Origin of the sequence: Streptomyces sp. LaBMicrA B280 (assembly GCF_049222185.1) — a bacterium.
GTDB classification, from domain to species: domain Bacteria; phylum Actinomycetota; class Actinomycetes; order Streptomycetales; family Streptomycetaceae; genus Streptomyces; species Streptomyces murinus.
In genome coordinates, this window is sequence record NZ_JBMJCT010000015.1 from 45,020 (window position 1) to 63,030 (window position 18,011).

15 protein-coding genes are annotated in these 18,011 nt (G+C 72.7%); 11 read left to right on the top strand and 4 right to left on the bottom strand.

From position 1 onward, the window contains the following. Positions 1 to 30 precede the first annotated feature (30 nt). Together ACLF5H_RS15415 and ACLF5H_RS15420 are read left to right on the top strand one after the other, a co-directional pair. Positions 31 to 582, top strand: a complete 552-nt coding sequence (locus ACLF5H_RS15415; RefSeq protein WP_421676652.1) for a TetR/AcrR family transcriptional regulator — start codon at positions 31 to 33, stop codon at positions 580 to 582. After that, on the top strand, positions 579 to 2,102 hold the full coding sequence (locus ACLF5H_RS15420; protein ID WP_421676653.1) for an MFS transporter: 1,524 nt from the start codon (positions 579 to 581) through the stop codon (positions 2,100 to 2,102). The genes ACLF5H_RS15415 and ACLF5H_RS15420 overlap by 4 nt, the downstream gene beginning before the upstream one ends. Before the next feature lie 22 nt (positions 2,103 to 2,124). Here the strand turns inward: ACLF5H_RS15420 and ACLF5H_RS15425 are convergent, their stop codons facing one another. Both ACLF5H_RS15425 and ACLF5H_RS15430 read right to left on the bottom strand, forming a co-directional pair. Next, on the bottom strand, positions 2,125 to 3,792 hold the full coding sequence (locus tag ACLF5H_RS15425) for a multicopper oxidase family protein (protein WP_421676654.1): 1,668 nt from the start codon (positions 3,790 to 3,792) through the stop codon (positions 2,125 to 2,127). A gap of 147 nt (positions 3,793 to 3,939) precedes the next feature. After that, positions 3,940 to 4,704 carry a lysophospholipid acyltransferase family protein gene (locus ACLF5H_RS15430; protein ID WP_421676754.1) on the bottom strand — a complete coding sequence of 255 codons (765 nt, stop codon included), beginning with the start codon at positions 4,702 to 4,704 and terminating at the stop codon, positions 3,940 to 3,942. Positions 4,705 to 4,989: 285 nt separating this feature from the next. On the opposite strand from ACLF5H_RS15430, the gene ACLF5H_RS15435 reads away from it, so the two are divergent. Beyond that, entirely contained in the window at positions 4,990 to 6,171 is a 1,182-nt protein-coding gene (locus ACLF5H_RS15435; protein ID WP_421676755.1) for a glycerophosphodiester phosphodiesterase, read from the top strand. A 184-nt stretch (positions 6,172 to 6,355) separates the two neighbouring features. Beyond that, complete coding sequence (locus tag ACLF5H_RS15440; RefSeq protein WP_421676655.1) at positions 6,356 to 6,853, top strand: GNAT family N-acetyltransferase; 498 nt, start codon at positions 6,356 to 6,358, stop codon at positions 6,851 to 6,853. Positions 6,854 to 6,878: 25 nt separating this feature from the next. On the opposite strand, the gene ACLF5H_RS15445 is transcribed toward ACLF5H_RS15440, so the two are convergent. Continuing rightward, on the bottom strand, positions 6,879 to 7,298 hold the full coding sequence (locus tag ACLF5H_RS15445; RefSeq protein ID WP_037651125.1) for a hypothetical protein: 420 nt from the start codon (positions 7,296 to 7,298) through the stop codon (positions 6,879 to 6,881). A gap of 2 nt (positions 7,299 to 7,300) precedes the next feature. Next, entirely contained in the window at positions 7,301 to 7,660 is a 360-nt protein-coding gene (locus ACLF5H_RS15450; RefSeq protein ID WP_037651124.1) for a hypothetical protein, read from the bottom strand. A 70-nt stretch (positions 7,661 to 7,730) separates the two neighbouring features. On the opposite strand from ACLF5H_RS15450, the gene ACLF5H_RS15455 reads away from it, so the two are divergent. The 7 genes from ACLF5H_RS15455 (at position 7,731) to cobT (ending at position 17,798) form a co-directional block, all read left to right on the top strand. After that, positions 7,731 to 8,375, top strand: a complete 645-nt coding sequence (locus ACLF5H_RS15455; RefSeq protein ID WP_421676656.1) for an HAD-IA family hydrolase — start codon at positions 7,731 to 7,733, stop codon at positions 8,373 to 8,375. Positions 8,376 to 8,770: 395 nt separating this feature from the next. After that, positions 8,771 to 9,805, top strand: coding sequence for a methionine ABC transporter ATP-binding protein (locus ACLF5H_RS15460; RefSeq protein ID WP_421676657.1), 1,035 nt, complete (start codon positions 8,771 to 8,773; stop codon positions 9,803 to 9,805). After that, positions 9,802 to 10,548 carry a methionine ABC transporter permease gene (locus ACLF5H_RS15465; protein ID WP_421676658.1) on the top strand — a complete coding sequence of 249 codons (747 nt, stop codon included), beginning with the start codon at positions 9,802 to 9,804 and terminating at the stop codon, positions 10,546 to 10,548. Before ACLF5H_RS15460 ends, ACLF5H_RS15465 begins: the two co-directional genes overlap by 4 nt. Positions 10,549 to 10,665: 117 nt before the next feature. Continuing rightward, positions 10,666 to 11,496, top strand: coding sequence for a MetQ/NlpA family ABC transporter substrate-binding protein (locus ACLF5H_RS15470; protein ID WP_421676659.1), 831 nt, complete (start codon positions 10,666 to 10,668; stop codon positions 11,494 to 11,496). Between the two features lie 140 nt (positions 11,497 to 11,636). After that, on the top strand, positions 11,637 to 12,275 hold the full coding sequence (locus tag ACLF5H_RS15475) for a GNAT family N-acetyltransferase (RefSeq protein ID WP_421676660.1): 639 nt from the start codon (positions 11,637 to 11,639) through the stop codon (positions 12,273 to 12,275). 94 nt (positions 12,276 to 12,369) lie between these two features. Next, positions 12,370 to 13,593, top strand: coding sequence for a precorrin-6y C5,15-methyltransferase (decarboxylating) subunit CbiE (gene cbiE, locus ACLF5H_RS15480; protein WP_421676661.1), 1,224 nt, complete (start codon positions 12,370 to 12,372; stop codon positions 13,591 to 13,593). A 335-nt stretch (positions 13,594 to 13,928) separates the two neighbouring features. Continuing rightward, complete coding sequence (cobT, locus tag ACLF5H_RS15485; RefSeq protein WP_421676662.1) at positions 13,929 to 17,798, top strand: nicotinate-nucleotide--dimethylbenzimidazole phosphoribosyltransferase; 3,870 nt, start codon at positions 13,929 to 13,931, stop codon at positions 17,796 to 17,798. The last annotated feature ends 213 nt before the right edge of the window (positions 17,799 to 18,011 follow it).

The window sequence follows — 18,011 nt, forward strand, 5'->3', positions numbered from 1 at the left end:
TTCATGTCTCACATGGGCTACTCTTGTCTCATGGCCCTGGACCGAGACCATGTACTGCGCGCCGCCGCCGCGCTGCTGACCCGTAAATCCACCGCGACCATGGACGAGGTCGCCAAGGCCGCCGGGATCAGCCGGGCGACACTGCACCGGCACTTCGCCGGACGCGACGCGCTCGTACGGGCGCTGGAGGCGCTCGGCATCGCCGAGTGCGAGGCGGCGCTGGACCGGGCCCGCCCGGAGGAGGGAACCGCGACCGACGGCGTACGCCGACTGGTCCGCGAGATCCAGCCGGCCGCGGGACTGCTCGCCTTCCTGTACGGCGAGAGCCAGCTGTGGGAGGGCGATCGGCAGAACGACGGCTGGCAGCGGCTGGACAGCCGGATCGGCGCCCTGTTCCAGCGCGGACAACAGGACGGCGAGTTCCGCATCGACCTGACACCCGTCTGGCTCACCGAGGCGCTGTACGGCCTGACCGCCTCCTGCGCCTGGGCCACCCTGGACGGCCGCGTGGCCGCCCGCGACTTCCCGACCATGGTCGCCGAGCTGCTGCTCGGCGGCGCTCTACGGAGAGAGGAATCATGACCAGCACAGTGCGGCCGGCCAAGGCGGCGCGGCCCACGGCGCGTCCGGGCCGCTGGCTCGCGCTCTGCGTCCTCGTCCTGGCCGTGCTGCTGGTGGCCGTCGACGCCACCGTGCTCGGCCTGGCGACCCCCTACATCAGCGAGGACCTGCACCCCTCCGGCACCCAGCTGCTGTGGATCGGTGACGTCTACTCCTTCGTCATCGCCGGTCTGCTGGTCTCCATGGGCAGCCTCGGCGACCGCATCGGGCGCAAGCGGATCCTGCTCTGCGGCGCCACCGCGTTCGGCGCGATATCCGTGCTCAACGCCTACGCCACGACACCGGAGTTGATGATCCTGGCGCGAGCGCTGCTCGGTGTCGCGGGCGCGACCCTGATGCCGGCCACCCTCGCCCTGATCCGCAACCTCTTCCACGACCCGCGCGAGCGCAGCCTCGCCGTCGGCATCTGGGGCGCGACGGCCTCGGCCGGTACGGCGGTCGGTCCCATCGTCGGCGGCTTCCTGCTGGAGCACTTCTGGTGGGGCTCGGTCTTCCTGATCAACCTGCCGGTGATGGCGGTCCTCGTCCTGGTCGGCATCCGCACCCTGCCCGAGTCCCGTAACCCGAACCCGGGCCCCTGGGACCTGGCCAGCGTGCTGCTCTCCCTGGTCGGCATGATCGGCGTGGTCTACGCCGTCAAGGAGGCGGCCACCCACGGCTTCTCCTGGCCCACGCTCGCCGCGGGTCTGCTGGGCGCGGGCGCGCTGTACGGCTTCGTACGGCGCCAGTTGACCATGCCGGCCCCGCTGCTGGACATGCGGCTGTTCCGGCACCGCGGCTTCAGCGGCGCGGTCCTCGCCGACCTGCTGACCGTGCTCGGCATGTCCGGCCTGGTCTTCTTCCTCTCCCAGTACCTCCAACTCGTGCAGGACAGGCGCCCGTTCGAGGCGGGTCTCGCCGAACTGCCCGCCGCCGTGGGCGCGGTGGCGGCCGGACTCGCCGCGGGCAGCGCCGCCCGGCGCTTCTCGGTCCGCTCGGTGGTCTCGGCCGGGCTCGCCGCGGTCGGCCTGTCCCTGGCCGTGCTGACCTGCCTCGGCCAGAGCACGGGCTATCCGGTGCTCGGCGCCGCCCTGCTGGTGGTGGGCGTCGGCGCGGGCCTGTCCTTCACGGTCACCGCCGATGTCATCCTCTCCAGCGTGCCCAAGGAGCAGGCGGGCGCCGCCTCCGCGGTCTCCGAGACGGCCTACGAACTGGGCGCCGCCCTGGGCATCGCCCTCCTCGGCTCCATCGTGACCGCCGTCTACAGCGGCTTCCACGGCCCGGCCGGCACCCCGCCGGGCGCCCATGACTCGCTGGGCGCCGCCGTGCAGGCGTCGGCCCAGCTGCCGCCGGAGACCGCCGAGTCCCTCCTGGACGCGGCCCGTGACGCCTTCGTCCACGGCCTCCACCTGGCCTCCGGCGCGGGCGCGGCGGTCCTGCTGGGCACGGCGGTCGCGGCGTGGTTCCTGCTGAAGGGGCAGCGGCTGGAGAACGCCGGGTGAGCGCGCCTCACCCGGCGGCCCCTCACCGCTTGTAGCCGAGCACCGTCATCATCCCGCTCTCCGAGTGGTACTGGTTGTGGCAGTGCAGCATCCACAGGCCGGGGTTGTCCGCGTCGAACTCCACCACCAGCTTGCGGTGCGGCAGCACCAGGGCCGTGTCCTTGCGCGCGCCCACCGCGTCCAGGCCCGTCATCGCGAAGGTGTGCCCGTGCAGATGCATGGGGTGCCACATGTCGGTGGCGTTGATGAGGGTCAGCCGCACCCGCTCCCCGGCGTGGATCTCGTGCCGCTGGCGGACGTCGTACGGCTTGTGGTCGAAGCCCCAGTCGTACTTCCCCATGCTGCCGGTGATCTTGATGCGCAGCTGGCGGTCCGGGTGCCGCTCGGCCAGTGCCACCGAGTCGGCCGGCTTGAGCCGTCGCGCGGGCACGCACTCGCCGTCCAGTTCGTCGGGGCGGACATCCGGCGCCGGAAGGTTCTTCCCCTTGTCGGTGCGCAGCACGGCGAGCGCGCCGCCCTTCTTGCCCTCGGCCAGCGCGACCAGCGGGAAGCAGCCGTCCTTGGCGGTCACCAGCACGTCGTACCGCTCGGACATCCCGATGAGCAGCGCGTCGGTCTCCTTGTGCCGCACGGGGTAGCCGTCGGTGTGGGTGACCGTCATGGCGTGCCCGCCGAGCGAGACCCGGAAGGCCGTCTCCGAACCCGCGTTGACGAAGCGCACCCGGATGCGGTCGCCGGGACGGCAGCGGAACTCCTGGGGCCGGTGCGGCAGGCGCCCGTTGGCGAGGTAGTACGGGTAGTCGACACTGCCGCCGTCGCCGTCCAGCATGCGGCTGTGGGAGTCGTGCAGCACCCGGTTCGGACCGCCTCCGGCCCTCATCGGCGGCGACGGCTTCGCCTTGGCCGATCTGCTCGCGCTCGGGGAGGGGCTCCCGCTCGCGTGCGGATGCTCCGGGCCCATGCCCATGCCGGCCATCCCGGAGCCGCCCGGCTTGAGCTGTTCGAGGACGCTGTCGGGGGTGGAGCCGTCCACGCCGTCGAGCCAGTCGTCCAGGACGACGACCCACTCCTTGTCGTAGGCGAGGGTCTCCTTGGGATCGTCCACGACCAGCGGCGCGTACAGCGCGCGGTCCGGCTGCATCCCGACGTGGGAGTGGAGCAGATAGGTGCCGGGGTGCTTCACGGTGAACCGGTAGCGGTAGTCCGTGCCGGCCGGGATCGGGCGCTGCGTCAGATCCGGGACGCCGTCCATGTCGCAGCGCAGCCGTACCCCGTGGGAGTGCAGGGTGGTGGTGGTCGGCAGCTGGTTGGTGAGCGTCAGATCGAGGACGTCGCCCGCGGTCACCCGGACCAGCGGCCCCGGCACCGTGTCGTTGTACGCCCAGGTGCGCACCGAGCGCCCGCCCAGGTCAAGCTTGGTCTCCGCGGCGGTGAACCGGTACGTGCGCACGCGCCCCGCCCCGCGTTTGCGCTCGGTGGCGAGCACCTCCGGGTCCGACGGGTTGACGTACCCCTTGGGCCCCGCCGGTACGAAGTTCCCCTCGATGCCCGCCCCGAGGGGACCGGTGTCCGGGTGGTGCGGACCGGAGCGGGTCTCGGGCCCCGAACCGGAGCCGCAGGCCGCCAGGAAACCCGCGCCGACGGCTGCGATCGGGACACGGAGGAGGGTTCGCCGCGAAGGTGTATCCATGTCTGAATAAGACATGTTCTGTGGATCATGCGCTCGGGGGCGTAGGCCGAATGACCCTGCCCCAGGGGAGATTCACACCGGCAGACGGACGAACGCGGGCCGCCCCGGTACAACCGGAACGGCCCGCGACCATCTGCTGCGCCGGACTCAGGCGGCCTTCGCCTTGGTGGCGTACATGTCGACGTACTCCTGCCCGGACAGCCGCATGACCTCGGTCATCACGGAGTCGGTGACGGCGCGCAGCACATAGCGGTCGCGGTCCATGCCGTCGTAGCGGGAGAACTCCATCGCCGGTCCGAACCGGACGGTGACCTTGCCGGGCCGCGGGATGCCGTTGCCGCCCGGCTGGAGCTTGTCGGTGCCGATCATGGCGAACGGCACCACCGGCGCGCCGGTCATCAGGGTCAGCCGGGCGATGCCCGTACGCCCGCGGTACAGGCGGCCGTCGGGGGAGCGGGTGCCCTCCGGGTAGATCCCGAAGACCTTGCCCTCCTCCAGGACCCGGCGCCCCGTCATCAGCGCCGCCACCCCGCCGTTCGCGCCGTCCCGGTCCACCGGGATCATGCCGACCCCGGTGAAGAACCACGCCATCAGCCGGCCCTTGAAGCCCTTGCCGGTGACGTACTCGTCCTTGCCGATGAAGAGGACCTGACGCTTCGTGACGACCGGAAGCACGATCGAGTCGATGAAGGTGAGGTGATTTCCGGCCAGAATCACCGGCCCGTCCCCGGGGATGTTCTCCGCGCCCTCCACCTGTGGGCGGAACATCAGGCGCATGATCGGTCCGAGCACTGCCTTGATGAGGCGGAAGCGGGACAACGGGTCCTCCGATGTCAGGGGGCGGTATGAATCTGTGCGATGTGGGTCTGTGCAGGTGAGGACATTACTCGCGGCTACGCCGCGAACGCACATCGGGGACGGGCGGTTCACCGAGGTCTTACGAAGTGTTGACATGGGTTTACCTGCGGTGACGTGCCGTTGACGGCTTGTGACGCCCTTGTGCCGATGTGACGGACATCGCTCGTCCCGTCCCCGTACGCGACACCCCGTCACCTGCCCGCACGCACGGGCCATACGCCGGCACCCGCGAGTTCGACGCGAAGCCGCCCTTCTGTCATATGCGCGCCCCTACGATCTCCCGGACTGATGAGCATCGGACTGATGAGCGAAGAAGACAGAAGACGGCAGGAGGCCGCCATGGGAACCGAGCGTACGAACGAGACGCAGCCACAGACGCAGGTCACGGGACGGCGGGCGCTCCTCGGCGCCGCGATGCTGGGCGCGGGCGGCGCGGTCCTCGGGCTGTCCGGCACCGCCCGGGCCGCCGAGGCCCCGGCGGCCAAGCGCACCGCGCGCGGGCTCAAGGGCCTGCCGGTGCCGACCATCGTCGGCCACCGCGGCGCCAGCGGCTACCGCCCCGAACACACCTTCGGCTCCTACGAGCTGGCCCTCGACCTCGGCGCCGACATCGTCGAGGCCGGCGACCTGTGCCCCACCAAGGACGGCCATCTGGTCTGCCGGCACGAACCGGAGATCGGCGGCACCACCGATGTCGCGGACCACCCCGAGTTCGCCGGCCGCAGGACCACCAAGGTGCTCGACGGCGTCCCCACCACCGGCTGGTTCACCGAGGACTTCACCCTCGCCGAGCTGAAGACGCTGCGCGCGATCGAACGCATCCCGGACAACCGGCCGCACAACAAGCTCTACAACGGCCGCTGGGAGATCCCCACCTTCGAGGAAGTCCTGAAGTGGCAGGACGAACAGACCCGCAAGCGCGGCAAGCAGGTCTGGATCTACCCCGAGACCAAGCACCCCACCTACTTCCGCAAGCTGGGCCTCGCCCTGGAGGAGCGGGTGGCCAAGCTGCTGCGCAAGCACGGCAAGGACACCCGCAACTCCCCGGTGATCCTCCAGTCGTTCGAGCCCACCAGCATCCAGAGGCTGAACCAGCTGGTCGACAACCCGCTCGTGGTGCTGCTGTCCACGGCCGACAGCCGCCCCTTCGACTTCGTGGAGGCGGGCGACCCGCGCACGGTCGCCGACCTGATCACCCCCAAGGGGCTGCGGGAGATCGCCGGTTACGCCCAGGGCATCGGCCCCACCCTGGACCTCGTCATCCCCAAGAAGGCGGACGGCTCCCTGGCCGAGCCCTCCACCCTGGTCTCCGACGCGCACCGGGTCGGCCTGATCCTGCACCCCTACACCATGCGCAACGAGAACCCCTTCCTGCCCACCGAGTTCCGCAAGGGCGGCGCGGCCGACGGCTACGGCGATCCCTTCGGCGCCTTCAAGGCGTACTTCGCGACCGGCATCGACGGCGTCTTCACCGACAACGCCGACACCGGCGTCCTGGCCCGCGCCGACTTCCTGGGCTGACCCGCGCGTCCCCCGCCGTGCCGACGTCCCCGCGATCTCCCCAAAGGCCCCGGTCGGCCGGGAGATCGCGGGGAGTTGGCTAAGTCACAGGGCGTCCCCGCGCGACGAAGGTTGCTTCCCGCCGGGCGCGGGGATAGGAGTGTGGGGGACGACAGATGATCAGGTGAGCGGGAGGCATGCGCACATGGGCATGAGCGTGACCATCTCGGTGGCGACCGAAGGGGACGCGGAGGAGATCTTCCGCCTCCAGTACTTGTGCTTCCAGAGCGAGGCGCAGCTGTACGGCAACTACCGCATCGACCCGCTCGTCGAGACCCTCGACGCCGTCCGCCGCGAGATCGGCGTCGACTGCGTCTTCGTCGCCCGGCTCGGCGACGAGGTGGTGGGCGCCGTACGCGGCAGGGTCACCGAGGACGGCTCCGCCGCGATCGCCCGCCTCTGCGTCCACCCCCGCCTCCAGGGCCATGGCATCGGTGCCCGGCTGCTGCGCGCCGCCGAGGCCGACCTGGCGGGAGAACGCGGCGCCACCCTCTTCCGCCTCCAGACCGGCTACCGCAGCGAAGGCAACCTCCGCCTCTACCGCCGCGTCGGCTACGAGCCGGTGGGCCGGGCGAAGGGCACGGACGGCGTCGACCTGATCGTGCTGGAGAAGCCGGCGGCCACCTATGTGGCCACGGCGTGAGGGGCGCGCCCCCCGCCCCCGCGACTCAGCCGGCCCCCTGCGACCGCGCCTTCCGCAGCCAGTACATCGCGGAGACGGGCAGCAGCACGGGAATGAACACGTAGCCCATGCCGTAGTCGGACCACACCGTGGAGTCGGGGAACGCCGAGGGATCGACCACCGTCCACGTCCCCACGAGCAGCACCCCCGCCAACTCGACCCCGCAGCACAGCAGCGCCGCCCGCCGGGCCACGTCCCCGCCCCGCACCAGGGTGTAGGTGATGAAGGCGTAGATCAGCCCGGCGACCGCGGACAGCGCGTAGGCGAGCGGCGCCCGTCCGAAGTCCGTCGCGATCTGGTAGACGGAACGCGACACCGCGCCGACGACCATCACGCCGTAGAACCACACGAGCAGCATGCCCGGCCCGCTGATCAACCGGGCCGGCTTCTCCTCGACCGTCGTCATCCTCAGCCTCCCCAGATGTCAAAGAGCCGGACCTGAAGCACGGCCAGCACCACGCCGCCCGCCGCGGCCGTCACCGAACCCCACCGGGTCCGCTCGGCCAGCGACATGAACCCCGCGGCCGGCACACACGCGAACGCGCCCAGCAGATACGCCACGAAGATCGCGGTCCCCTGCTCCGGCTTCTCGCCCCGCGCCAGCTGCACGATCCCGATCACCAGCTGGATCACGCCCAGCAGCGACACCACGGCCATGCCGATGAAGTGCCAGTCCTTCGTCGGCTGGTCACGATAGGCGGCCCAGCCGCACCACGCGGCGAGCAGCAGCGCGGCGACCCCGGTCACCAGCGTCAGGACAGTGAGCATGCGGTCGACCTTATTACGGCGGAATCGGGCCAACGCCGCCGACCCCGCCGTACGCCGTAGGGTCGAGGCCATGACGATCCACGCGCACGCTCTCCTGTTCGACAACGACGGCACCCTGGTCTCCTCCTACGACTCCGTCGTGCGCTGCTGGACGCGCTGGGCCGAGGAGTACGGGGTGCCGGCCGAGCGGTTCGGACAGGTGGAGCTGCACGGCCGTACCGCGGCGGAGATCATCGCCGACCTGCTCCCCGCCGACCTGGTGCCCCGGGCCGTCGCCCGGGTCGAGCAGCTGGAGGTGGCGGACGTGTCCGGGGTACGGCTGCTGCCCGGCACCCGGGAGTTCCTGGACGCGCTGCCCGCCGATCGCTGGGCCGTCGTCACCTCCGCCACCCGCAGGCTCGCCGAGGCCCGCCTCACGGCCGTGGATGTCACCCCGAAGTGCCTGGTCAGCGCCGACGACGTGTCCCGGGGCAAGCCTGACCCGGAGCCCTATCTGCTGGCCGCCCGGCAGCTCGGCGCCGACCCGGCCGACTGCGTGGTCTTCGAGGACGCCCCCGCCGGACTGCGCGCGGCCCGCGCGGCCGGCATGCGGACCGTGGCGTTGGCCACAACCCACCGCGCCGAGGAGCTCGACGCCGACCTCGTCGTGGACGACCTCGCGGCCTTGCGGGCACTGGTCACCGACGGGGGAGTGGCGATCTCCGTCCGCGACTGAGCCCGCCCCCAGGTGTCCGCCGCTGTCCACTATGCGGACGGCGGCCACCGCTCCCCGGCGGGCTTCTGCTTTACTGGGCCGCATGACCACGACGAACAGCCGCATCCCTGCGACCGAGGCGACCATGACGCCCGGTGCTGTTTGTCTGTGTCCGTGTCGAATGTGCGCCTTCTAGAGGGCCCCCGCACCATCTGAGCCTCGCGCCCCGAAGCGAGAGCCGCGGCCCGTCCCGCGCCCCCACCCGGGCGAGCGGGACCCGAGGGCCGTACCGCGCACACCACGTTCTCTCCGCTCCACCGCCACCCGAGAACCGTGCCGCGTACCCCACGAACGCACGCAACGCACCCGTGCCCGGGCACACCCGCGCCCGCGCACTCGACAGTGACGGAAATCCTGTGATCACCACATCGGGCCTGACCAAGGTCTACCGCTCCCGCGGCCGCGATGTCACCGCCCTCGACGGCGTCGATCTCCACGTCCGCGAAGGCGAGGTCTACGGCGTCATCGGCCAGTCCGGCGCCGGCAAGTCCTCGCTCATCCGCTGCGTCAACCTGCTGGAGCGCCCCACCTCCGGCACCGTGACCGTCGCCGGTCAGGACCTCACCGCCCTGGCCGGCCGCGGCCCGCGCGCGGGCCGGGAACTGCGCCAGGCGCGCAGCCGGATCGGCATGGTCTTCCAGCACTTCAACCTGCTGTCCTCGCGGACCGTGCAGGACAACGTCGAGCTGCCGCTGGAGATCCTCGGCACCTCCGGGAAGGAACGTTCCCGCAAGGCGCTGGAGCTGCTCGACCTGGTCGGCCTCGCCGACAAGGCCAAGTCCTACCCCGCCCAGCTCTCCGGCGGCCAGAAGCAGCGCGTCGGCATCGCCCGCGCCCTGGCCGGCGACCCCAAGGTGCTGCTCTCCGACGAGGCCACCAGCGCGCTCGACCCGGAGACCACCCGCGCCATCCTCCAGCTGCTGCGCGACCTGAACCGGCAGCTCGGCCTCACCGTCCTGCTCATCACCCACGAGATGGACGTGGTCAAGTCGATCTGCGACTCCGCCGCCCTGATGGAGAAGGGCCGGATCGTGGAGTCCGGCACGGTCAGCGAGCTGCTGGCGACCCCCGGCTCCCAGCTGGCCGCCGCGCTGTTCCCGGTGAGCGGCGAGCGCACCGGCGCGGAGCGCACCGTCCTCGACGTCACCTTCCACGGCGAGGCCGCGACCCAGCCGGTCATCTCCCAGCTGTCGCGCACCTACAACATCGACATCTCGATCCTCGGCGCCGCCATCGACACCGTCGGCGGGCTCCAGATCGGCCGGATGCGCATCGAGCTGCCCGGCCACTACGAGGACAACGTGGTGCCCATCGGCTTCCTGCGCGAGCAGGGGCTCCAGATCGACGTCGTGGGCCAGGAGGCCGCACTGGTGAAGGAAGGTGCCAAGTGACCTGGTCCGAGATGCGGCCGCTGCTGTCGGACGCGTGTTCCCAGACGTTCGACATGGTGCTCTGGTCCACCCTGATCGCCGTCGTCGTGGGCCTTCCGCTCGGCCTGCTCCTCGTCCTCACGGACCGCGGGGGCCTGCTTCAGAACGTCGTCGCCAACAAGGTGATCGGCCAGATCGTGAACGTCGGCCGCTCGCTGCCGTTCATCATCCTGATGGTCGCCCTGATGAGCTTCACCCGCTGGGTCACCGGGACGACGATCGGCACCGCCGCCGCGGTCGTACCGCTCGCCATCGGCGGCATCCCGTTCTTCGCCCGCCTGGTCGAGACGGCCGTGCGCGAGGTGGACGGCGGGCTCGTGGAGGCCGTGCAGTCCATGGGCGGCAACACCTGGACCATCGTCCGCAAGGTGCTCGTCCCCGAGTCCCTGCCCTCCCTGATCGCCAGCACCACCACCACGGTCATCGCCCTCATCGGCTACTCCGCCATGGCCGGCACGGTCGGCGGCGGCGGCCTCGGCGACCTCGCCGTCCGCTACGGCTACCAGCGCTTCGAGACCGAGCTGATGTGGATCACCGTCGGCATCCTCGCCGTCGTCATCTCCCTCATCCAGTTCGCCGGCGACTTCGCGGCCCGCGCCCTGCACCACCGCGGCGGCCGCTCGGGCCCCGCGCCCAAGCTGCGGCTGCTGAAGGCCAAGGAGACCGAGGAGCCGGACACGGCCGAGGTCACCAAGGCCGCGTAGCGGCACCCCCGGACTCCCCGTCGCCCACCCGTCACCCGACCACCACCCCTCAACGAGGCGCTCCGCGCCACACCCCCTCATCCGGGGTCGCACCACCCATAAGGAAAGGCACTTTTCGTGCGTAACACCGCCAAGCTCACCACCGCCGTCCTCGCCGCCGGAGCCCTCGCCTTCGGGCTGACCGCCTGCGGCTCAGGCAAGTCCTCCGCCTCCCACGACTACAGCGGGCCGCTGGTCGTCGCCGCCAGCCCGGTCCCGCACGCCGAGATCCTGAACTTCGTCGAGAAGAACCTCGCGAAGAAGGCCGGACTCGACCTCCAGGTCAAGGAGTTCACCGACTACATCACGCCGAACACGGCGACCGAGGACGGCTCGGTGGACGCCAACTACTTCCAGAACCAGCCGTACCTGGACGACTTCAACAAGAAGCGCGGCACCCACATCGTGCCCGTCGTCACGGTGCACCTGGAGCCCCTCGGCCTGTACTCCCACAAGGTCAAGAAGGCGGGCGACCTGAAGAGCGGTGCGACCGTCGCCGTCCCCAACGACGCCGTCAACGAGGGCCGCGCCCTGAAGCTGCTCGCCGACAACGGGCTCATCACCCTCAAGTCCGGCGCCGGCAACGACGCCACCCCCGAGGACATCGCCAAGAACCCCAAGCACCTCCAGTTCAAGGAGGTCGAGGCGGCCCAGACCCCGCGCTCCCTGGACGACGTGGACGCGGCGGTCGTCAACGGCAACTACGCCATCTCCGCGGGCCTCAAGCCCGCCAAGGACGCCCTCGTCCTGGAGTCCGCGAAGAACAACCCCTACGGCAACTTCCTCGCGGTGAAGAAGGGCAACGAGAACGACCCCCGGGTCAAGAAGCTCGCCAAGCTCCTCACCTCGCCCGAGGTCAAGAAGTTCATCGAGGACAAGTACCAGGGCTCGGTCATCCCGTCCTTCTGATCCGGCCACCGGCAGCGCACGGCATCGCGACGCACGGGGTCCGCTCCCTCACCGGGAGTGGACCCCGTCGTGCGGTTCAGTGGTTTCATGCTGCATGCTGGGCAGTTCAGCAGGTACTTCCGAAGGTTACGGAGCGGCGCATGACGAGCACCTTCCCCAACATCTCCATCAGCACGGAGCGGTTGGTGCTGCGCCCCCTCGACGAGGACGACGTACCCGCCCTGGCCGAGATGATGAACGACGAGCAGGTCGCCGCCTGGACCGATGTGCCCCAGCCGTTCACCGAGTCCGGCGCCCGGCGCTGGATCGGCGAGGACGCGCCCGCCGAACGCGCCGCGGGCCGCGGACTCGACCTGGCCGTCACCGAGTTCCTCACCCAGCGCCTGGTCGGCGTCGTCCGGCTGACCCGCACCGACTGGCACATCCGCGCCACCGAACTGTCGTACATCATCGCCCCCTGGGCCCGCGGCGAGGGCTACGCCTGCGAGGCGGCGCTCGCCACCGCCCGCTGGCTCTTCGGCGACCAGCGCTTCGAGCGCATCGAACTGCGCACCGCCGCCGACAACGCCGCCTCCCAGCAGGTCGCCCAGAAGATCGGCTGCATCAGCGAGGGCGTGCTGCGCAACGCGTGCATAGTCCATGTACGCACCGAGGACGGCGGCTGGGCCGATCTGCGCACCGACTTCATCGTGTGGAGCCTGCTGCCGGAGGACCTGGAGGGCACCGACGAGCAGCTCGCCGACACCGGCGGCTTCACGTCGTACGCCGACTGGAACTGATCCCCGCCACGGCCGCCCGACCGGGTACCCTCACGGAGCCCGCCCACGGGCCCCGCACCCTTGACGACCTGCGAAAACCTGGAGATGGACGACGATGGCCGACCGGGTCACGGTGATCGGCTGGGACGGCTCGCCGCTGACCGAGGCGGCACGCTCCGCGCTCGGCGCCGCCACCCTCGTGGCGGGCGCGGCCCACCATCTGGCACTGCCTGAGATCCCGCCCTTCGCCGAACGCATCCGTCTCGGCAGCGTCGCGCTCGCCGCCCGGCGCATCGCCGGCCACCGCGGCACCGCGGTCGTGCTCGCCGACGGCGACCCCGGTTTCTTCGGCGTCGTACGCACCCTGCGCGCACCGGAGTTCGGCCTGGAGGTGGAGGTCGTCCCCGGGGTCTCCTCCGTCGCCGCCGCCTTCGCCCGGGCCGGGATGCCCTGGGACGACGCCCAGGTCGTCGTCGCCCACCCGCGCACCCTGCGCCGGGCCGTGAACGTCTGCCGCGCCCACGCCAAGGTGGCCGTCCTCACCTCACCGGGCGCGGGCCCCGCCGAACTCGGCCTCCTCCTCGCGGGCGTCCACCGCACCTTCGTCATCTGCGAGGAACTGGGCACCGAACGCGAACAGGTCTCCGTCGTCACCTCCGACAACGCCCCCGACCACACCTGGCGCGACCCCAACGTCGTCATCGTCATCGGCGGCCCGGTGAGCGCGGCCGAGGACGGCGGCTGGATCGCCGGCCGGGACCCGGGCACCGGCCCGCGCGGCTGGGTCCAGCCCGACGAGGCGTACGGCGACGGCGGCGCGCTCGGCGAGGGCGAGACCGAGCTGCTGCGCGCCGCCCAACTCGCCCGCCTCGGGCCCCGGGTCGGCGACCTCGTCTGGGACATCGGCTGCGGCTCCGGCGCGTTCGCCGTGGACGCTGCACGCGCCGGAGCCGCCGTCATCGCCGTCGACCGTGACCCGGCCGCCTGCGCCCGCGCCGACGGCGCCGCCCGCCGCTACGGAGTCCAGCTCCAGGTGGTGCACGGCAGCGCCCCGCACGTCCTGGAGGACCTGCCCGAACCCGATGTGGTCCGGGTCGGCGGCGGGGGAGCGGCCGTGGTCTCGGCGGTCGCCGACCGGCGCCCGCAGCGCATCGTCGCCCACGCCGCGACCCGCGACGCGGCCGAACTCGTCGGCCGCGACCTGACCGAGCACGGGTACCGCGTCGAGTGCGCCCTGCTCCAGTCCGTCGAACTCGACACCCGGGCCTGGCGGGAGACCGAACGGAACGTCGCGTTCCTGCTCAGCGGCGTACTGTCCGATCGCCCCGTGATCCGGTAGTCGTACCGCGCGCGGTAGGCTGGCCGATCGTTGTACCGCACCGGTGGCCCGGAACTTCGTTCGCCAATGTCCGGAACGCACGCCCGTTTTGGGTCGGGGTGGTACGGCGCACCCGTGGACGCGCAACGTGGCGTAGTCCACAGCGGCCTGTCGCGGATCATGCTGTCGCGACGGCGCAACGACCGGGACAATGCCACTGAATGGCTTTGTCGCCTTTTCCGGCGGGTCGTTCGTGCCGCTGGGCACGGACGCTCGTTCTTCACTATGGGGCGGTCGGTGTGCCGTTCCGGGTGAGCTGGTCGTAGGAGCACTAACCGATGGGGCGAGGGGTACGCATGACCGACACCGGCCAGGTCCCGGGCGAGGGACAGCCGGAGAGCGCAGGCATGGTGGAGCAGCCGGGCGTCACCGCGCACGGCGCGTACACCTACCTCTCCGAGGCTCCCGCCGAGGACGAAGACCTGCTGCTGCCGGGCGCCCAGGGCGCATGGGGCAACGAAGTGCCGCCGCCCGCTCCGGAGCCGGTGGTCGAGACCCTGCACGAGGCCTCCGGCCACGACACGGGCTCCGTGGACCTGGGCGGCGTCCGCCTGCCGTCCGCGCAGGAGACCCCGGCGCCGCGCCGCCCGCTGCACCTCGGCCCGCTCATCCCCGACACCTCCGCGGGACCGGTCCGCTCCCTCGCCGACCGCGGCCCCGAGTACCTCGACGCCCAGCCCCTGCGGGAGATGGGGCCGCAGAGCGCGGCCCCCTGGGGCGCGGCCCCGGCGGGTACGGCCGTGGCGGCGCCGGTCATCGGGCAGGTACCGGGCGCGGTGGAGACCGCCCCGGACGCGGCCCCGGTGCCGGGCGCGCCGGAGACCGGACAGGTCGCCGTCCAGGTGATCGGGGTGCCGGTGGCCGCGGCCGAGGCCGTGCCGGTCGCCGTCGAGGCGCCGGAGCCGATCGCCGAGCCGGCCGCCGACGCCGAGGCGCCGGGTGCGGTTCCGGACGCGGTCGTCGTCGTTCCCGAGGCGCCGGATGCGCAGGCCGTGGCGGTCGCCGAGCAGGTGCCGGGTGCCGAAACGGTTGATCCGGAGGCCGCCGGTGAGGTCGCCGCGCAGGTGCCCGCCCCCGAGCAGGCCGTACCGGGCCAGGACGGTCCGGGACCCGTCGACAGTCAGGACGGTGTGCGGGCGCCGCAGGTTCCGGGAGAACCCGAGGTTTCCCCGCAGATGATGGCCGAAGGCGCGCAGAGCGTGCCGGTGCCGGACGCCCAGGTGATCGAGGTCGCGGAAGCGGCCGTGCCCGCGCAGCCGGTCCAGGAGGCGCAGGCCGTCGAGGCGGTGGCTCCCGTGACGGGTGCGCCGCAGGCCGTCCCGGTGCCCGCCGAGGCTCAGGTGCCCGGTGCCGCCGCGCCGGTCGCCGAGCCCGTTCAGCCGGTCGAGCCGGTCGCCGTCGAGCCCGTGCGGGCCACCGAGCCGGTCGAGGCCGTCGCCGTCCCGCTGCCGGACGCCCAGCAGGTCCCCGAAGCCGTGGCTCCCGGCGTGGCGGCCGCCCAGCAGGTCGAGCCGGTCGAGCCAGTCACGGCTGAGCCCGTCGAGCCCGCGCGGGCCGCCGAGCCCGTCGAGCCCGCCCCCGCCGAAGCGGTCGCCGCCCCGCCCGTCCAGGTGATCCAGCCGGTCGAGCCCGTCACCGAGGCGGCCCAGCCCGCCCCGGTCGAGCAGACACAGGCCGTCGAGGCGCCCGCCGCCCCCGCCCCGGACGTCCAGCAGGTCCAGGTCCCGCAGCCGGTGGAGCCCGTCGTCCAGGACGCCCCGGCCGTGCCCGGCGTCCCGCGGCAGCCGGAGCCCCCGGCGCAGGCGCTGGCGCAGCCGGTGGCTCAGGACCCGGCGGTGGCCCAGGCGGCTCCCGTCGCCGAGCCCGTTCCGGTCGGCGACCCCGCCGTACCCGCCCCCCAGCAGCCCGCGGACGTCACCCCGGCGCCCGTCGCCGCCGTGGCCGCGGACCCGCAGGCAGCCGTCGTCACCGAGGCGGCCGAGGCCGCGCAGCCGCAGGCCGTCGCCGAACCGGCGCCCGTCGCCCCCGTCGCCGTCGAGCAGCCGCAGGCCGTCCCGGCGCCCGCCGAGGCTCCGGTGCCCGTCGAGGCCGAGATGCCCGCCGAGGCCCCGGCCGAGCGGTTCCCCGCGCCGACGGACGCCCCCGTGATGCCCGCTCCCGCCGAGCAGGGGCCCGGAGTTCTCCCGGAGCCGGTCCCCGAGCCGCCGCTCGGGGAGTTCGTGCCGGTGGAGGGGCAGGTGCCGAGCGCGCCGCATCTCGCGCCGACCCCGCCGCACCCCCTCGTCCTGCCCGCCCAGGGCCCCGTGCCGGGGGCCACCGTGCCCGCGCCCCGGGAGGCCGAGGCCGTACCGCACGCCGAGGCCCCGGAGCCCGTCGCCGAGCAGGGGGAGCTCCCGGCCGAGGAGGCACCGGCGCCCGCGCCGGGGCCCAGCGGCCCCGCCGCCCCCGGCTACGACGACGCCGAGCGCGAGGCCGTGCTCAAGGTGATGCGCGAGCGCCGCGACATCCGCAACGGCTTCCGCGACGACCCCATCCCGCACGAGGTGCTGCTGCGCGTCCTGGAGGCCGCGCACACCGCGCCCTCCGTCGGCCACTCGCAGCCCTGGGACTTCGTCGTCATCCGGTCCGCCGAGACCCGCAACACCATGCACGAACTGGCCGTGCGCCAGCGCGAGGCGTACGCGAAGTCGCTGCCCAAGGGCCGGGCGAAGCAGTTCAAGGAACTGAAGATCGAGGCGATCCTCGACACCCCGGTGAACATCGTCGTCACCGCCGACCCCACCCGCGGCGGCCGGCACACCCTGGGCCGGTACACCCAGCCCCAGATGGCGCCGTACTCCGCCGCGCTCGCCGTCGAGAACCTCTGGCTCGCCGCCCGCGCCGAGGGCCTGGGCGTAGGCTGGGTCAGCTTCTTCGACGAGCGCGAGATGGTGCGGGCCCTCGGCCTGCCCGAGCACCTGGAGGTCATCGCCTACCTGTGCGTCGGGTACGTCGACGAGTTCCCGGACGAGCCCGAGCTGATGCAGGCAGGCTGGTCCAAGCGACGCCCCCTGTCCTGGGTGGTGCACGAAGAGACGTACGGCCGCCGCGCCCTGCCCGGAGAGGAACCCCACGACCTGCTTGCCGAGACCGTCGCCCAGATCCGCCCGCTCGACGCCAAGGCCCTCGGCGAGGCGTGGGAGCGACAGAAGCGCATGACCAAGCCGGCCGGCGCGCTCGGCATGCTGGAGATCATCTCCGCACAGCTGTCGGGCCTGTCCCGGCAGTGCCCGCCGCCGATCCCGGAGCCCGCGGCCGTCGCCATCTTCGCGGGCGACCACGGCGTGCACGCCCAGGGCGTCACCCCCTGGCCCCAGGAGGTCACCGGTCAGATGGTGGCCAACTTCCTGGGCGGGGGCGCGGTCTGCAACGCCTTCGCCGCCCAGGTCGGCGCCGAGGTGTGCGTCGTGGACGTCGGCGTCGCCGCCGACCTGCCCGCCACCCCCGGACTGCTGCCCCGCAAGATCCGCGGCGGCACCTCCGACATGACCGCCGGGCCCGCGATGAGCCGCGAGGAGGCCAAGGCCGCCATCGAGGTCGGCATCGAGACCGCCCGCGATCTCGTCGCGGCCGGCAACAAGGCGCTGCTCACCGGCGAGATGGGCATCGCCAACACCACCGCGTCCGCCGCGCTGATCTCCGTCTTCACCGGCACCGACCCGGCCGAGGTCACCGGCCGCGGCACCGGCATCAACGACGAGACGCTGGCCCGCAAGACCGAGGTGGTCCGCCGCGCCCTGGACCTCCACCAGCCGGATCCGGCCGACCCCATCGGCGTCCTCGCGGCCCTCGGCGGCTTCGAGCACGCGGCGATGGTCGGCCTGCTGCTCGGCGGCGCGTCCCTGCGCACCCCGGTCATCCTGGACGGCGTGAGCGCCGGTGCCGCGGCCCTGGTGGCCCGCGCCATCGCGCCCGAGGTCCTCGCGGCCTGCATCGCCGGCCACCGCAGCGCCGAGCCGGGCCATGTCGCGGCCCTCAACAAGCTCGGCCTGCGCCCCCTGGTCGACCTCGACCTCCGCCTCGGCGAGGGCACCGGCGCCCTGCTCGCGCTGCCGCTGGTGCAGAGCGCGGCGAGAGCGATGCACGAGGTGGCCACGTTCGACTCGGCGGGAGTCACCGAGAAGTAGGTGCTACGGCACCGCGGTCCCGGGGGGGGGGGGGGGGGGGGGGGGGGGGTGTTTTTTTTTTTCTTCTTCCCCCCCCCCCCCCCCCCCCCCCCCCCCCCCCCCCCCCCCCCCCCCCCCCCCCCCCCCCCCCCCCCCCCCCCCCCCCCCCCCCCCCCCCCCCCCCCCCCCCCCCCCCCCCCCCCCCCCCCCCCGGGGGGGGGGGGGGGGGGGGGG

Coding starts and splice junctions, on each gene's coding strand:
- ACLF5H_RS15415 (WP_421676652.1), top strand. CDS start 31: ATGGCCCTGGACCGAGACCATGTACTGCGCGCCGCCGCCGCGCTGCTG.
- ACLF5H_RS15420 (WP_421676653.1), top strand. CDS start 579: ATGACCAGCACAGTGCGGCCGGCCAAGGCGGCGCGGCCCACGGCGCGT.
- ACLF5H_RS15425 (WP_421676654.1), bottom strand. CDS start 3,792: ATGGATACACCTTCGCGGCGAACCCTCCTCCGTGTCCCGATCGCAGCC.
- ACLF5H_RS15430 (WP_421676754.1), bottom strand. CDS start 4,704: ATGTGCGTTCGCGGCGTAGCCGCGAGTAATGTCCTCACCTGCACAGAC.
- ACLF5H_RS15435 (WP_421676755.1), top strand. CDS start 4,990: ATGGGAACCGAGCGTACGAACGAGACGCAGCCACAGACGCAGGTCACG.
- ACLF5H_RS15440 (WP_421676655.1), top strand. CDS start 6,356: ATGGGCATGAGCGTGACCATCTCGGTGGCGACCGAAGGGGACGCGGAG.
- ACLF5H_RS15445 (WP_037651125.1), bottom strand. CDS start 7,298: ATGACGACGGTCGAGGAGAAGCCGGCCCGGTTGATCAGCGGGCCGGGC.
- ACLF5H_RS15450 (WP_037651124.1), bottom strand. CDS start 7,660: ATGCTCACTGTCCTGACGCTGGTGACCGGGGTCGCCGCGCTGCTGCTC.
- ACLF5H_RS15455 (WP_421676656.1), top strand. CDS start 7,731: ATGACGATCCACGCGCACGCTCTCCTGTTCGACAACGACGGCACCCTG.
- ACLF5H_RS15475 (WP_421676660.1), top strand. CDS start 11,637: ATGACGAGCACCTTCCCCAACATCTCCATCAGCACGGAGCGGTTGGTG.
- cbiE (WP_421676661.1), top strand. CDS start 12,370: ATGGCCGACCGGGTCACGGTGATCGGCTGGGACGGCTCGCCGCTGACC.
- cobT (WP_421676662.1), top strand. CDS start 13,929: ATGACCGACACCGGCCAGGTCCCGGGCGAGGGACAGCCGGAGAGCGCA.